A 15083-nucleotide genomic window follows, 5' to 3' on the forward strand; every position below is an offset into this window, starting at 1 on the left:
TATCTTTTCGGCTGTGCCGTTGAGATGGCGCGTATATTATAGAGCACTTCCGAACAGGTCAACCCCTTTTTTCATCTTTAACTAATTGATTTGTCAGGAAATTATTTTTTGGGGTCATGCGCAAAATGCCGCAGGTCAGAGTTAGGAAGGGTAGGACGCTATTCTCTTGTAATTGTGGGTCGTATGACGACAGCCTACAATCCTGTGTTGCATGAATGATTAAGCGGTTGGGGGAAGTGTATGGAGTCGCGACCTTTTAAGGTGGAATCCAAGTATCAGCCAGCGGGCGATCAGCCTCTGGCGATAGAGCAGTTGTCAGAAGGGATTGATGATGGTTTGAGCCATCAAACGCTACTGGGTGTTACCGGTTCGGGTAAGACCTTCACTATGGCGAATATTGTTGAGCGCCTGCAGCGGCCGGCCATTGTGATGGCTCACAATAAAACGCTGGCGGCTCAGCTCTACGGTGAGTTTAAAGAGTTTTTCCCGAAGAATGCGGTGGAATATTTTGTCTCTTACTACGACTACTACCAGCCGGAAGCTTACGTTCCCTCTTCGGACACCTTTATCGAAAAGGATGCATCCGTAAACGAACATATTGAGCAGATGCGCCTCTCGGCCACCAAGGCACTTATAGAGCGGCGCGATGTGATTGTGGTCGCCACAGTTTCGGCAATTTACGGTTTGGGTGACCCCGACAAGTATTTGAAGATGGTACTGCATTTGGATCGCGGTGATCTCGTTGATCAACGCACTATCCTCAGGCGTCTGGCTGAACTGCAATACACCCGCAACGATGCAGATTTCCGTCGCGCCACTTACCGGGTGCGCGGCGATATTATCGATATTTACCCGGCAGACTCTGATTTGGAGGCGGTGCGGCTGTCTCTTTTTGATGAAGAGATCGAAGAGATCACTATATTTGACCCGCTCACTGGAGAGCAGCTCAAGAAGGTGCCTCGGGTCACTATCTTTCCCAAGAGTCACTATGTGACGCCGCGAGAGACCATCGTCAGTGCTATCGATGAAATCAAAGATGAGCTGCGAGGGCGCCTGGAGCAACTGCGTGGCAACAACAAGCTGGTCGAAGCGCAGCGGCTAGATCAGCGTACCCGCTACGATGTGGAGATGATGCAGGAGCTTGGCTACTGCAATGGGGTGGAGAACTATTCCCGCTACCTCTCCGGTCGCGAATCTGGCCAGCCGCCCCCCACGCTGTTCGATTACTTGCCCAGCGATGCACTGCTGTTTATCGATGAAAGCCATGTAACGGTGCCGCAAATTGGCGGCATGTATCGCGGGGACAGGTCGCGAAAGGAAACCTTGGTGGAGTATGGCTTCCGGCTGCCGTCGGCGCTTGATAATCGCCCCCTTAAATTTGAGGAGTGGGAGGGCTTGGCGCCCCAGACGGTCTTTGTCTCTGCGACTCCCGGCCCTTACGAGCAGGAGAATGCAGGGCAAGTGGTCGAGCAGGTGGTTCGCCCGACCGGCCTGGTGGACCCGGAAGTGGAAGTTCGCCCAGCATTGACCCAGGTAGATGATGCCCTGTCTGAAATTCACCGTTGTGTGGATGCCGATCAGCGAGTACTGATTACCGTATTGACCAAGCGGATGGCGGAAGACCTGACTGAATATCTCTCCGAAAGTGGTGTTCGTGTCCGCTACTTACACTCCGATATTGATACTGTCGAGAGGGTGGAGATTATCCGGGACCTGCGTATCGGTGAGTTTGACGTGCTAGTTGGCATTAACTTGCTGCGAGAAGGCCTGGATATGCCGGAAGTTGCCCTAGTGGCAATTTTCGATGCCGATAAAGAGGGCTTCCTCCGTTCCGATCGCTCGCTGATTCAGACCATTGGGCGGGCTGCGCGAAACCTGGAGGGGAGGGCGATTCTCTACGCGGACAAAGTCACCGGTTCTATGGAGCGAGCACTCGAAGAGACTCGTCGTCGCCGCGAGAAGCAGTTGGCCTTTAATGAGGAGCACGGCATTACCCCCAAGGGTATCCGCAAGAGTGTGGCGGATATTCTGGAGGGAGCGGTGGCCCCCGGCGTACCCAAGAAAGGGCGCCGCAAAGTTGCCGAGGGTAAAGGTGAGTACAAGGTGGATGTCGAGGCCCTTACCGATAAGCAGCGCTGGGCCCGAATTGCCGAGCTGGAAGAGCAAATGTACCAGCATGCGAAGAACCTGGAATTTGAAGCGGCAGCAAAATTGCGCGATGAGATTACCCACTTAAAAGGTGTGGAATAATCCTTGCTGAAGGGCGGGACTTGGATCTACATTTTGATAGTCCCGCACTGCCTTGTTGGTGCTTGGTCGCTCTTAAAAAATTTCATACAAAAGTTCAGTAAGTTGTTGAAAACACTGAAAAGCGGTGCTAAAGTTCGCGCTCTTCACAGCACAGGGTTCCCCCGCTGTAGAGCTTTAGACCCGTAGCTCAGTTGGTTAGAGCGCTGCCTTGACATGGCAGAGGTCGGCGGTTCAAATCCGCCCGGGTCTACCACCTTTCAAAAGGATGGATTGCCCATCCCGATCAAGAGCTCCATGAATAAATTCATGGATAGTTTCATGCGGTCTTTGGTAGGGATCGCCACTGAGAACAAAGGATAAACAATGCCCGTTGTTACTCTCCCCGATGGTTCCCGTCGAGAATTTTCTGCTCCGGTTTCCGTACACGATGTAGCCGCTGATATCGGCCCTGGTTTGGCAAAAGCCGCACTTGCTGGCGTTGTAGACGGCAAGGAAGTCGATACCAGTTACGTTATTGATACCGACGTAAATCTGGCAATTATTACTGATCGTCAGCCCGAAGGCTTGGAAGTGATCCGTCACTCCACAGCGCACTTGCTGGCACAAGCAGTTAAGCAGCTGTACCCGACAGCCCAGGTCACCATTGGCCCGGTTATCGAAAACGGCTTCTATTACGATTTCGCCTACGAGCGCCAGTTTACGCCGGAAGATCTCGAGAAGATCGAGGAGCGTATGGAAGTGCTGGCCAAAGAAGACATCACTGTCAGTCGTCGCCTGATGCCGCGCAAAGAAGCGGTTAAGTACTTTCGCGAAATGGGCGAAGAGTACAAGGCTGAGATTATCGACAGCATCCCCAGCGATGAAGATATTTCTCTCTACCGCCAGGGCGACTTTGAAGACTTATGTCGCGGTCCCCACGTACCTTCCACTGGCAGGTTGAAAGCGTTCAAGCTGACCAAAGTGGCCGGTGCCTACTGGCGTGGCGATTCCAGCAATGAAATGTTGACCCGTGTTTACGGCACTGCCTGGGCCAACAAAAAAGAATTGAAAGCTTACCTGCGTCGTATCGAAGAGGCAGAAAAGCGCGATCACCGCAAGCTGGCGAAGAAATTTGACCTTTTCCATATCCAGGAAGAGGCTCCCGGCATGGTGTTCTGGCACCCGAACGGCTGGACCATTTACAGTACTATCGAGCAGTACATGCGTCGCCGCCAGCGCGAATTCGGCTACAAAGAAATCAAGACTCCGCAGCTGGTAGATTTCAGCCTGTGGCGCAAATCCGGTCACGCCGATAAGTTCGGCGATGACATGTTCACCTTGACCAGTGAAGAGCGTCAGTTCGCCATTAAACCGATGAACTGTCCTTGTCACGTACAGGTATTCAACCAGGGCCTGCGCAGCTACCGCGACCTGCCGTTGCGCCTGGCGGAGTTTGGCTCCTGTCACCGCAGCGAGCCCTCCGGTTCCCTGCACGGCCTGATGCGCGTGCGCGGCTTTGTGCAGGATGATGGCCATATCTTCTGTAGCGAAGACCAGATCCAGTCAGAAGTTTCTGACTTTATGGATCTGCTGCACTCCGTTTATAAGGATTTCGGCTTCCAGGACGTTATCTACCGTCTCTCCACTCGCCCGGAGAAGCGCGTAGGTTCCGATGAGAGCTGGGATAAGGCTGAGAAGGCCCTGGCCGACGCACTGGATGCCGCTGGCCTGCCGTGGGAAGAGCTGCCGGGTGAAGGCGCCTTCTACGGACCGAAGATCGAATTCTCCCTGAAAGACTGTCTCGGCCGTGTATGGCAGTGCGGCACTATTCAGGTGGACTTCTCCATGCCGGGCCGCCTGGATGCCCAGTTTGTAGCGGAAGATGGCTCGCGCCAGTCCCCGGTAATGCTGCACCGCGCAGCCCTGGGTTCCTTCGAGCGCTTTATCGGAATCCTGATCGAGCACTACGAAGGCGCGTTCCCCACCTGGCTCGCGCCGCAGCAGGTGGCGATCATGAATATCACCGATCGCCAGGCCGAATATTGTCGCAATTTGCAAGATCGTTTGGGTGAGCTGCAATACCGCGCCACAGCTGACTTGAGAAACGAGAAGATCGGCTTTAAAATCCGCGAGCACACGCTTCAGCGTGTTCCTTATCTATTGGTAATTGGCGATAAGGAAGTAGAAAGTCAAACCGTGGCAGTACGTACCCGTAGCGGTGAAGATCTTGGTACAATGACGTATGAGTCATTCCTCGAGATCCTCGAGCAAGACGTGAATCGTCGCGGTCGTTTGACAGAAGATAATGCATAACAACTTGGCAACTGGGAGACCATAGCTATTAAACGAGACACTAAGGGACGGTCCAAAAAGGCCCGCATAAACGATCAGATTGAAGCGTCAGAAATCCGCCTGATAGGCGCTGATGGCGAACAGGTAGGCATTGTCTCCCTGGATGAAGCGCTGGAAGCTGCACAGAAAGCTAGCTTGGATCTCGTTGAAATTGCCTCGGACTCCACGCCGATAGTCTGTAAGATCATGGACTACGGCAAGCACGTATTCGAAGCTAAAAAAGCTAAGAATGCCGCCAAGAAGAAGCAGAAGCAGCAGCAGATCAAGGAAATGAAATTCCGCCCGGGCACCGATGTCGGTGACTACCAGATCAAGCTGCGCAACCTGGCCCGCTTCCTGGAAGCGGGTGACAAGGCCAAAGTATCCCTGCGTTTCCGTGGCCGCGAAATGGCTCACCAAGAGCTGGGCATGGAAATGATGCAGCGCATCGAAAAGGACCTTGAAGAGTTGGGCACCGTAGAGCAGCGACCGAAAATGGAAGGTCGTCAAATGCTGATGGTGATTGCTCCGCTCAAAAAGAAAAAGTGAGGTCTGGGGAAGTCATTCCCGGGATCTCCTTTGAGAAGTGGTTGGGCGACGGCTGCCTCCCCACTCTCGCAGTGCCGGTAACTTCGGTTGTCGGCAGTTACTAAAGGTGCCTGTTTTTCAGGCGAATATTAACTTTGGAGTACAAAATGCCGAAAGCAAAGACTCACAGTGGCGCTGCCAAGCGCTTCAAGAAGACGGCTGCGGGCTACAAGCACAAGCACGCTAACAAGAGCCACATCCTCACCAAGATGACCACCAAGCGCAAGCGTCAGCTGCGTGGCACCCAGACTATGAACAAGTCTGATGCTGGTCTGGTCGATCGTATGCTGCGCGCCAAGTAATTGGCCCAAATCGCAAAGGTTTAAGAGGATAGAAGTATGGCCCGTGTAAAACGTGGTGTAGAGGCGCGTCGTCGTCACAAGAAGATTCTGAAGCAGGCTAAAGGTTACTACGGTGCGCGTTCACGCGTATTCCGCGTTGCCAAGCAGGCAGTAATTAAAGCTGGTCAGTATGCATACCGTGACCGTCGCGTTAAAAAGCGTAACTTCCGCGCTCTGTGGATTACTCGTATTAACGCCCAGTCCCGTGCTGAAGGCCTGAGCTACAGCCGCCTGATCGCAGGTCTGAAAAAAGCGGACATCGCACTGGATCGCCGTGTACTGGCTGATCTGGCTGTTTACGATAAAGTCGCTTTTGCTGCCGTAGTTGAAAAAGCTAAGGCAGCCCTGGCAGCGTAAGCTGTCACTTCAGTTGTAAAACTGAATACTCAAAATAGGGAAGGGCTGTAGTGGCCCTTCCCTATTTTTTTATGGAGTTTCCGCTATTTTTTACCGGTGGCGGTGCCTGGGGAAATTCCCTCCGGTACAGAAAGTACCGGCCGAACAAAGCAGAAAAAATTAATCGAAGTTGGATTCAAACGGGAACAGTTCGATGCAAGATTTGCAGTCCCTCACCGAGCAGGCTATGGAGCTGGTGGAGAAGGCCGATGGCCTCGCCGCACTGGATCAGGTGCGTGTTGATTACCTGGGCAAAAAGGGCCAGCTGACGGCACTGCTGAAAGGCCTTGGCAAGCTGTCGGCTGAGGAGCGTCCGGCGGCGGGTGCCAAGATCAACGAAGCCAAGCAGCAGGTTCAGGAAAAAATTAACGCGCGCCGCAATATGCTGGAGCAGGCCGCCATCAACGCGAAGTTGGCCGAAGAGACCATTGATGTCACTCTGCCGGGGCGCGGCGAAGAGCAGGGCAATGCCCACCCCATTACGCGCACCTTAAAGCGCGTGGAAGAATTCTTTGCGAGCATTGGCTTCTCCGTTGAAAACGGCCCGGAAGTCGAACAGGACTACTACAACTTCGAAGCGTTGAATATTCCCGCGCACCACCCCGCGCGCGCGATGCACGACACCTTCTACGTGGACCCCACAACCGTACTGAGAACCCACACCTCCTCAGTGCAGATCCGCACCATGGAGAAAAAATCTCCACCGCTGCGCATTATCTGCCCGGGCCGCGTATACCGCTGCGACTCCGATGTCACCCACTCGCCCATGTTCCACCAGGTAGAAGGCCTGGTAATCGGCGAGAACATCAGCTTCGCCCACCTGAAAGGCACCATCGACCAGTTCCTGCGCGCCTTCTTCGAAGCGGAAGTACCGGTGCGTTTCCGTCCGTCTTACTTCCCGTTCACCGAGCCTTCCGCAGAAGCGGACATCCAGTGTACCGCCTGTTCCGGTGAAGGCTGCCGCGTATGTTCCGGCACCGGCTGGCTGGAAATTCTCGGCTGCGGCATGGTGCACCCGAACGTCTTCGCCGCCTGCGATATCGACAGCGAAAAATACTCCGGCTTTGCCTTCGGTATCGGTATCGAGCGCCTCGCCATGCTGCGCTACGGCGTCAACGACCTGCGCTTGTTCTTCGATAACGATCTGCGCTTCTTGAAACAGTTCTAAGCCAAGTGACAGCGCGAATGGCAATGGCCCTTCGCAACAGCAGTCGAATTGTGGAGGCCTGGGAGGCGAAATAGCCCCAGGCGAAATGCGCACCAAGTTGCGCTGACGGAATACAGAAAGAGATCAACTATGAAAATCAGCAACTCCTGGTTGCGGGAATGGGTAAACCCGGAACTCACCACGCAGGAACTGGCCGATCAAATCACCATGGCCGGCCTGGAAGTGGACGGTATAGAAAAAGTTGCGGGCGATTTCTCCGGAGTGGTTGTCGGTGAGATTGTCGCCTGTGAACAGCACCCGGATGCGGACAAGCTGCGCGTGTGTAAAGTCGCTGGCCACCCCGACGGTGAAATGCAGGTTGTGTGCGGTGCTCCTAATGCGCGCACCGGAATCAAGATTCCTTTTGCCCTGGTAGGTGCCAAGCTGCCGGGCGATTTTAAAATCAAGAAAGCCAAGCTCCGTGGTGTAGAGAGCTTCGGTATGCTCTGCGCACAGACCGAACTGGAACTGGGCGAAGACAATGACGGTATTTGGGAGCTGCCAGAAGACGCACCCACCGGTACCGATCTGCGCGAATACTTGCAGCTGGACGATGAGACCATCGAAGTGGATCTCACCCCGAACCGTTCCGACTGCCTCGGTGTTGCCGGTATTGCTCGCGAAGTGGGTGTATTGAATCGCTGCGCCGTTCAGGGCCCGGAAGTTGCTCCGGTACCCCAGCAGATCGACGAGAGCATGCCCGTATCCCTGCTGGCCGAAGCCGCCTGCCCGCGCTACGTAGGTCGTGTGATTCGCAATATCGATATCAAAGCGGTAACACCTCTGTGGATGCAAGAGCGCCTGCGTCGCAGCGGCCTGCGCAGTATCGACCCGGTAGTGGACGTAACCAACTACGTTCTGCTGGAACTGGGTCAACCCATGCACGCCTTCGACCTGGAGAAACTCTCCGGCGGCATCAAAGTGCGTATGGCAGAAGCCGGTGAAGAGCTGACCCTGCTGGACGGCCAGGAAGTCAAACTGAAAGACGGCACCCTGGTAATTGCCGATGAAGAAAAACCTCTGGCGATGGCCGGCATTATGGGTGGCCTGGATTCCTCCGTGACCGCAGGCACCCAGCATATCTTCCTGGAGAGCGCCTTCTTCAGCCCGCTGGCCATTGCCGGCAAGGCTCGCTCTTACGGCCTGCACACCGACTCCTCCCACCGTTTCGAACGCGGCGTGGACTACCACCTGCAAGAGAAAGCGGTAGAGCGCGCTACCCAGCTGCTGCTGGATATCGTCGGCGGTGAACCCGGTCCGGTACACGTGCGCGAGCTGACTGAAATTATGCCCGCCGAGCGCCATATTACCCTGCGCCGTGCGAAAGTAGAGTTGGGTCTGGGCATCAAACTGGCCGATGACGAAATCGTCGATATCCTCACCCGTCTGGGCCTGGAAAAAATCGACCAGAACGACGAAGGCTGGACCTTCCTCGCTCCCAGCTTCCGTTTCGATATCGCCATCGAAGCAGACCTCCTGGAAGAACTGGCCCGTGTTTACGGCTACAACCGTATCCCCAGCGAAAGCTTTACCGCCGAGCTGGAAATCGCCCCGCGCCCGGAGAGCACTATTGCCCAGGACAACCTGGAGCAAACTCTGCTGAGCCGTGGCTACTACGAAGCGATTACCTTCAGCTTTATCGATAGCGACAGCGCCGCGCTGTTTGATCCGGAAGCCGATCCAGTGGCCCTGCAAAACCCGATCAGCGCCGAGCTGGCGGTTATGCGCACCACCTTGCTGCCGGGCCTGTGCAAAGCGTTGCAGTACAACCTGAATCGCCAGCAAAACCGCGTGCGCCTGTTTGAAACCGGCCTGCGCTTTGTGCCGGGTGCCGAGTTGCACCAGGAGCAAATGATTGCCGGTCTCGCTTACGGTAGCCGCTACGCAGAAAACTGGACTGGCAGCAAAGACGCCGTGGACTTCTTCGACGTGAAAGCCGATGTAGAGGCCCTGTTGGCTCGTACCGGTGTAGCCGATGAGTTCCGCTTTGTCGCTGGCCAGCACCCCGCGCTGCACCCCGGCCAAACCGCCAAGATTATGCGCGGCGACCGCGAAGTAGGGGTCATCGGAGCCCTGCACCCGCAGTTGCAGAAGAAGTTGGATCTGGCCAAGCCCGCGTTCGTATTTGAACTGAGCCTGGAAGCGATCGGCGAGGGCAAAACCCCCGAATTCCGCCCGCTGTCCAAGTTCCCGGAAGTGCGCCGCGATCTGGCCCTGTTGATTGACGCAGAGGTTCCTGCCGCCAGCCTGGTGGAAACTGCTGTCGAAGTTGCAGGTGAAACCTTGACGGACCTCAAGATATTTGATGTCTACCAGGGCAAAGGTATTGATTTAAATAGAAAAAGTGTCGCTTTGGGGTTGACGTTTCAGCATTCGTCACGCACCCTTAATGACGACGAAATCAATGCCGCTGTAGATGCGGTGGTCGGAAAACTAGAAGAAAAATATAACGCTAGTCTGCGCTAGTAGAGCATGATGCTCTCGGGTGCAGGCTGAATTGCACCCCGAGAGCGTCTGCTACCGGGTTGAAAGCCGCCGCGGTTTGGGCCGCTTCCGATCTGGAGTCGACGCCTCTGAATCAATTGGTAGGATCCAATGACAGAGGCACTGACCAAGGCCGGGCTCGCCGAGAAACTGTACGAAGAGCTGGGCTTTAACAAGCGCGAAGCGAAAGAGATCGTCGAATATTTCTTCGAGGAGATCCGCAATGCGTTGGAAAGTAACGAGCAGGTCAAGCTCTCGGGCTTTGGCAATTTCGACCTGCGCGATAAAAGCCAGCGTCCCGGTCGCAATCCCAAGACCGGTGAGGAAATCCCCATCTCGGCCCGCAGGGTAGTCACTTTTAAACCCGGGCAAAAACTCAAGACACGAGTAGAAGAGCATGCTGGAACCGAGCAATAACGCTCAGCTGCCTGCAATCCCCGGTAAGCGCTATTTCACCATTGGTGAGGTGAGTGAACTGTGCGCCGTTAAACCCCATGTCCTGCGTTATTGGGAGCAGGAATTCCCCCAGCTGAAACCCGTCAAACGTCGCGGCAACCGCCGTTACTACCAGCACCAAGATGTCATCATGATCCGCCAGATCCGTGCGCTCCTGTACGAAGAGGGCTATACCATTGGTGGAGCCCGCCAGCAGATCGAAACCGGTAGTGAGCGGGCAGAGGTGGTACAGCTTCAACAAGTACTACCCGAAGTGATCGCAGAACTAAAGGACGTAGTGGCCCTGCTGGAAGGGAAAAATAATTTATAAAAAACTGTAAACCTGGGCTTGCAATCCAGCCGCACTCAGGTATGATTCACGCCACATCGAGACACGATGTCTTTAAAAATCAATCACTTAGCGAAGTGAGCGATTTTTCAAAATCGGAGCGTAGCGCAGCCTGGTAGCGCACCACACTGGGGGTGTGGTGGTCGTCGGTTCAAATCCGGCCGCTCCGACCATATATATCGTTGCATGGCAACGGCGAAGAAACCTGCTTTTTAGTGGGTTTTTTTGTGTCCAAAATAAAGTCAATTAATAGATGGGTTTCCTTACTGGCCCGTACCTATTCTGGGGCTTCCTAGCTGTTGTATTGCTGGGAGTCTTCACTTGGGCGGCGCCAGGGGCACAATATCGCAGTGCAGATTTTTGAGTGCGCCAGGTAAGTCTCCTGGGGTCAATCGGGATAGGGGTGTATGGGCTAGATTGCGGTGTTATGTCCTCGGGCATATTGCTATTCACTGCGAGGGACATCGCTCTCCTCTAGTCGCTCGACTCGGCTCCCCACTTTGTCAGGGTTGTTGTCCTCCTCTGTAGCGTTATTCAGTTGTGCGATATCTAATTTCTTCTGGCGCAGGGTGATATGTCTTTTGCGATTGAATTACTCCGAAAAATAATATTGGTATGGGCACCGTCGATATTGTTTAGATTGCGCGCCTCTGTGGAGGCGGAAAATTTAAGAGCCACCATCTCTGCGCATAAATAGTTTGTTGTCTTACGTGTATTGCCGTTATTGAAGCTTGGAACTTATTGCTGGCGGATAGCAAATTGAGCTCAATAGAGCCGAGGTTCCTTTGCTTGTTAAATTCGCTTTACTGGAATTTCCCTTTAGTCGGTGCGATATGGTTTCTTGTGTAACGATTAAATATAAAAGGTGTCGATTTAGTGTTGATGTGCTCAGATATCTCTTTGCTTGTTGCGGAGTGAAATTAGGAGGGTTTGTTTAATCAATAGTATTTTTCGGGGTGATATGTAGGTGCTGCACTGAAGCGATGGTATGGGGTTTTTGTGCTGCTTACTGTGCAGAGTTCTATCCGAAAATTTTGTTTTTGTATTAAGTTCAGTTTTGTGGAATTTATGGTTATTAAATTGTGAATTGGCGGAATAGATTTGGGTGGGTTATATTTTTGTTGGAGGTTGGTACTGAAAAAAAATAGGCATCAATCAGAGAGCGTGATTACTGTAGATTGTCACGAAAGTATATCGCCCACTATTGTTGCAGATATAACATTCTTACCACTAAACTCTGAATTTAAAATGCACTTAAATAAGGGAACCTCTGAACAACTCCTTGATTCCTCGGGCTTACAGAACAGTTCACATTCAAGGCGTAGCTACGCAGAAATGTCTAGGCTTTTCAGGAAGCCGTAACGCGAAGTTGAACCGCTCTGCAAGCCAGAGGTACCACGAAATCATCCAGCGATTCTTTAGCTTTGCAAGCAGCCAGGCCGTTGGCTTTATCAACACCAGCTCTATATGTGTTAGTCCCAGCGAGTAATAAAAAGCTGTACAGAGATATTTTTAACCGGCTTGACTGTTATTTTTCAGAATGACTTTAATAGACGAAAGTTTTTTAAAATACAATGTGTTAAAAAATGAATCTATATTGGGGGTGGTAGGCAAAGTAATCATTTTTACACATAGGAGCAGTACGTTTAAAATCCGCGTACAGCGGGCTTCGGACAGAAAATCAGGGGATTATTTTGCCGAAATTAACATTTTTTTAAAAAATATTCCATTTTTTTTGATCGGTTGGGATTTTTTAGGGAAAAAGACCTGCTTGATCAGAGGTTCCATAGTACATGTAATAAAGCATATAAATATTTAAGTTTTTTCGGTTATTTTTCAAGCGGACAATAGGGAGATCACAATGGCAGTTATGTGGAGTGGAGTAGCAAAATATACAACTAAAAAAGGGAAGCTAACTCACGAGCAAACCAATCGATTTATTTATAAACATATTCATGTCATTAAAGGAGCAACTAAATACAACGACATGGAAAATATTGCTCAGCAAATTCTAATTAGTAGGTTAAATGCCAATAGGAAGGATGCTCAGTTTGGTGGGGTCAAACCTAAAACAGCGAACACTGTTGTAGTAACGAATGTCGGTGGATTTGAACAAATGGAAGCCTGGGTAATAAAGAACGGAAAAAAAGGTCATAATTTAATCTCCGTCGCCAATGGTGCTATTCTTTCAACTAATGTACATACAAGAGCAACTGTTTCAAGTGAAAAAAAATGCATAAAAGTAAAAATCGAGCTCGATGCAATCGGTAATAAACACATCACCCATTTTGGTGGCTTGGGCAAGAAAAATTGGGACGCAGGAGACAGTGATTCACCTATATTTCCTTTCTGGCACGAGTTCAACTATGAATAGCTAATGTTTTTTGCAAAAGGATTACAGCTAACAAAAAATGTGATCCAGGCCACCCAAAGATTAGAGAATAGGGCTAGTTGCGCGATAAGGACTGGGGAAGCCATTGATTATTGCTGATATAAACGCCCGACCACTAAACCCTGAATTTGAAATGCACTTAAATAATGGAACCTCTGAACAACTCCTTGATTACTCGGGCTTACAGAACAGTTCATAGTCAAGGCGTAGCGATGCAGAAATGTCTAGGCCTTTCAGGAAGCCGCAACGCGAAGTTGAATCGCTCTGCAAGCCAGAGGCACCACAAAATCATCCAGCGATTCTTTAGCTTTGCAAGCAGTCAGTCCGTTAGCTTGCTCAACACCAGTTCTATATGTGTTAGTCCCAGCGAGTAATAAAAAGCTGCACAGAGATATTTTTGATCAGTTTGACTGTTGTTTTTCAGAGCGGCTTTAACAGGCGGAAATTTTTTGAAATACAATGAGTTACAAAGTGAGTCTATATTGGAGATAGTAATCAAAGTGATCGTTTCTATACTTGGTACGACTGATATAAAGGCAAGCAAGCTTTTGATTTGAATAACATTTTTTAGCCAAGGCGTAAGCTTGATTCCAGGATATTAATCAGGTAAGTGGTGGTCAGAATGAGTGCTATATAAATTTTAGGTGGTATGTAAACCAAAGTGTTAAATATTCTACACCCAACCAGTAATAAGGAGATTACAATGACCGAAAATCAATTCATAGAAAAGGTTCAGGTGTCATCGGATGCTGTTGAAAAAATCATCCTCTTCGAATCAGGCTATGATGTCGATTACAATAATGCAGCGAGAGTAATTATATCTGCAGGCTTTGGAAAAGTTCCAGGAGTTGGCTTTGTTCTAAGTGCGCTCGTCAATATATTTTGGCCCTCATCAAATAAAGATGTTTGGTCAGAAATAAAAGAGAAGGTAGAGGAGCTCATTGATGAAAAAATTAGCCATTTGGTTTATCAACAGGTTCAAGAAAGCTTAGAGGGGCTCAAAAATAATATGAATGAATATCTGTGGGCTGTAAAAAACTCACAGAGTCCAACATACATTTCACAAAAATACAACGTTGTATTAGGCCATTTTCTCCAGCAGCTACCCCACTTCCAGTCAAATGGTTATAAGGTTCTCTTATTACCGCTTTTTGCTCAGTTTGCAAATATGCATCTAAGTCTTCTACGAGATGGCATTCTATATGGTGCAGATTGGGAATGGACGGAGGAAATACTGCAACACAAACGCGAACAGATCGTAGAAACTATCGAGAAGTATTCAGAATATGCCGAAACGACCTTTAAGAGCGGTTTGGAAGACACGAAGAAAAAAGCCCCTACGAACAAACACCATACAGAACCTTTTAACACGATCAATAAGTACACGCGAGAGATGGTAATTACTGTGTTGGATTTTAAGAGTATGTGGCAGTACTTCAATCCAGTAAAGTATCCCAATCCCATTAAAGTTTATCTTGATCGTGAGATATATTCTGATGCTGTTGGAACAGCTGATAACAGCGGTCCTATTAGTTTACCGGCACCACCCAAACAACCTATTTCGAAGATTGAGGTTTGGGCATGGGATCGTATAGATGCTTGCCAGTTGACGTACCCACAAGGTGGTGGGCCTGATGATGTAACCCAAACTAAGCGTATGGGAAACAAGGGTGGCGGTAGCTCAGAACCACCTCACGGCGGCGTGTTTGACCTTACGGCGCGGGGACCGATTGTGCAGGTTAAAGCTCAGACTGGCGACATATTAGACGCTCTGTGGTTTGTATTTTCAGATGGCTCTACTAGCAATAAGCTTGGAGGAAACTATCAGGGTGGTAGTGAGAATAAATTTAGCTACACCGATGAGGTGCTTTCAAGTATTAAGATTATGGGAACAAGCGCTTTTTACGGAAGTGCGGATTGCGCTGTTTTTGGATTTAAGTTTAGAAAAGAATCCGAACTACCTGAAGCATCACTGTTGCGTACAATTTATATCGCCTCTCCCACGCGGATTGACCCGAAAGAACTTGCTAATTTATTCGGGGTTCAAGATATAGAAAGAGTAGGTGACGAAATTCAAGGATGGGTAGAGGATTACCAGTGGGATACTTTGAGAGAACGTCATTGGGACAATTTGAACGACCAATTTGGTGATAAAAAGCAAAAAACCTGAATCAGCGGGATACGATGTCACCTAATCGGGTAGCCGGAGGTATCTAGCCTCCGGCCCCCACAACACCCTGCATGCGAGTCCGCACAGGGCGTTTCACTCAGGATAGTGAAGCCTGATCCAACCATCGCGCAGTGAGTGCAACCCCTCGGATTTCAAATACG

General features: G+C 50.7%; 11 protein-coding genes and 2 tRNA genes. All 13 read left to right on the forward strand.

The window, feature by feature from the left end; genetic code table 11:
* Nucleotides 1-240: 240 nt before the first annotated feature.
* The 13 genes from uvrB to ACJJIY_RS12900 all read left to right on the forward strand — a co-directional run bounded on the left by uvrB (nucleotide 241) and on the right by ACJJIY_RS12900 (nucleotide 14922).
* Complete coding sequence (gene uvrB, locus ACJJIY_RS12840) at nucleotides 241-2250, forward strand: excinuclease ABC subunit UvrB (protein WP_444914259.1); 2010 nt, start codon at nucleotides 241-243, stop codon at nucleotides 2248-2250.
* Between the two features lie 176 nt (nucleotides 2251-2426).
* A tRNA-Val gene (locus tag ACJJIY_RS12845) sits at nucleotides 2427-2503 on the forward strand.
* Nucleotides 2504-2613: 110 nt separating this feature from the next.
* On the forward strand, nucleotides 2614-4542 hold the full coding sequence (gene thrS, locus ACJJIY_RS12850; RefSeq protein WP_445358031.1) for a threonine--tRNA ligase: 1929 nt from the start codon (nucleotides 2614-2616) through the stop codon (nucleotides 4540-4542).
* A 102-nt stretch (nucleotides 4543-4644) separates the two neighbouring features.
* Nucleotides 4645-5109, forward strand: coding sequence for a translation initiation factor IF-3 (infC, locus tag ACJJIY_RS12855; protein WP_444908406.1), 465 nt, complete (start codon nucleotides 4645-4647; stop codon nucleotides 5107-5109).
* Nucleotides 5110-5255: 146 nt separating this feature from the next.
* On the forward strand, nucleotides 5256-5450 hold the full coding sequence (gene rpmI, locus ACJJIY_RS12860; protein WP_020413351.1) for a 50S ribosomal protein L35: 195 nt from the start codon (nucleotides 5256-5258) through the stop codon (nucleotides 5448-5450).
* Nucleotides 5451-5486: 36 nt separating this feature from the next.
* Nucleotides 5487-5846: a 50S ribosomal protein L20 gene (rplT, locus tag ACJJIY_RS12865; protein ID WP_108733840.1), complete on the forward strand. Its 360-nt coding sequence runs from the start codon at nucleotides 5487-5489 to the stop codon at nucleotides 5844-5846.
* 193 nt (nucleotides 5847-6039) lie between these two features.
* The gene (gene pheS / locus ACJJIY_RS12870; RefSeq protein WP_108733839.1) at nucleotides 6040-7053 is read left to right on the forward strand and encodes a phenylalanine--tRNA ligase subunit alpha; all 1014 of its coding nucleotides are present in this window, start codon (nucleotides 6040-6042) and stop codon (nucleotides 7051-7053) included.
* A gap of 129 nt (nucleotides 7054-7182) precedes the next feature.
* Nucleotides 7183-9558 carry a phenylalanine--tRNA ligase subunit beta gene (pheT, locus tag ACJJIY_RS12875; protein ID WP_445358032.1) on the forward strand — a complete coding sequence of 792 codons (2376 nt, stop codon included), beginning with the start codon at nucleotides 7183-7185 and terminating at the stop codon, nucleotides 9556-9558.
* Nucleotides 9559-9687: 129 nt separating this feature from the next.
* A complete protein-coding gene (gene ihfA, locus ACJJIY_RS12880; protein ID WP_108733837.1) occupies nucleotides 9688-9993 on the forward strand; it encodes an integration host factor subunit alpha in 306 nt (101 codons plus the stop codon).
* Nucleotides 9974-10342, forward strand: coding sequence for a MerR family transcriptional regulator (locus tag ACJJIY_RS12885; protein ID WP_108733836.1), 369 nt, complete (start codon nucleotides 9974-9976; stop codon nucleotides 10340-10342). The genes ihfA and ACJJIY_RS12885 overlap by 20 nt, the downstream gene beginning before the upstream one ends.
* Nucleotides 10343-10456: 114 nt before the next feature.
* Nucleotides 10457-10533, forward strand: a tRNA-Pro gene (locus ACJJIY_RS12890).
* 1688 nt (nucleotides 10534-12221) lie between these two features.
* Complete coding sequence (locus ACJJIY_RS12895; RefSeq protein WP_445358033.1) at nucleotides 12222-12734, forward strand: hypothetical protein; 513 nt, start codon at nucleotides 12222-12224, stop codon at nucleotides 12732-12734.
* 721 nt (nucleotides 12735-13455) lie between these two features.
* The gene (locus tag ACJJIY_RS12900) at nucleotides 13456-14922 is read left to right on the forward strand and encodes an insecticidal delta-endotoxin domain-containing protein (protein WP_445358034.1); all 1467 of its coding nucleotides are present in this window, start codon (nucleotides 13456-13458) and stop codon (nucleotides 14920-14922) included.
* The last annotated feature ends 161 nt before the right edge of the window (nucleotides 14923-15083 follow it).

The sequence above is a fragment of the Microbulbifer maximicatervae (SeqCode) genome (assembly GCF_052468155.1).

Bases quoted from the DNA above. Each gene is read 5' to 3' on its own strand.
- uvrB (WP_444914259.1), top strand. From the start codon at position 241: ATGGAGTCGCGACCTTTTAAGGTGGAATCCAAGTATCAGCCAGCGGGC.
- thrS (WP_445358031.1), top strand. From the start codon at position 2,614: ATGCCCGTTGTTACTCTCCCCGATGGTTCCCGTCGAGAATTTTCTGCT.
- rpmI (WP_020413351.1), top strand. From the start codon at position 5,256: ATGCCGAAAGCAAAGACTCACAGTGGCGCTGCCAAGCGCTTCAAGAAG.
- rplT (WP_108733840.1), top strand. From the start codon at position 5,487: ATGGCCCGTGTAAAACGTGGTGTAGAGGCGCGTCGTCGTCACAAGAAG.
- pheS (WP_108733839.1), top strand. From the start codon at position 6,040: ATGCAAGATTTGCAGTCCCTCACCGAGCAGGCTATGGAGCTGGTGGAG.
- pheT (WP_445358032.1), top strand. From the start codon at position 7,183: ATGAAAATCAGCAACTCCTGGTTGCGGGAATGGGTAAACCCGGAACTC.
- ihfA (WP_108733837.1), top strand. From the start codon at position 9,688: ATGACAGAGGCACTGACCAAGGCCGGGCTCGCCGAGAAACTGTACGAA.
- ACJJIY_RS12885 (WP_108733836.1), top strand. From the start codon at position 9,974: ATGCTGGAACCGAGCAATAACGCTCAGCTGCCTGCAATCCCCGGTAAG.
- ACJJIY_RS12895 (WP_445358033.1), top strand. From the start codon at position 12,222: ATGGCAGTTATGTGGAGTGGAGTAGCAAAATATACAACTAAAAAAGGG.
- ACJJIY_RS12900 (WP_445358034.1), top strand. From the start codon at position 13,456: ATGACCGAAAATCAATTCATAGAAAAGGTTCAGGTGTCATCGGATGCT.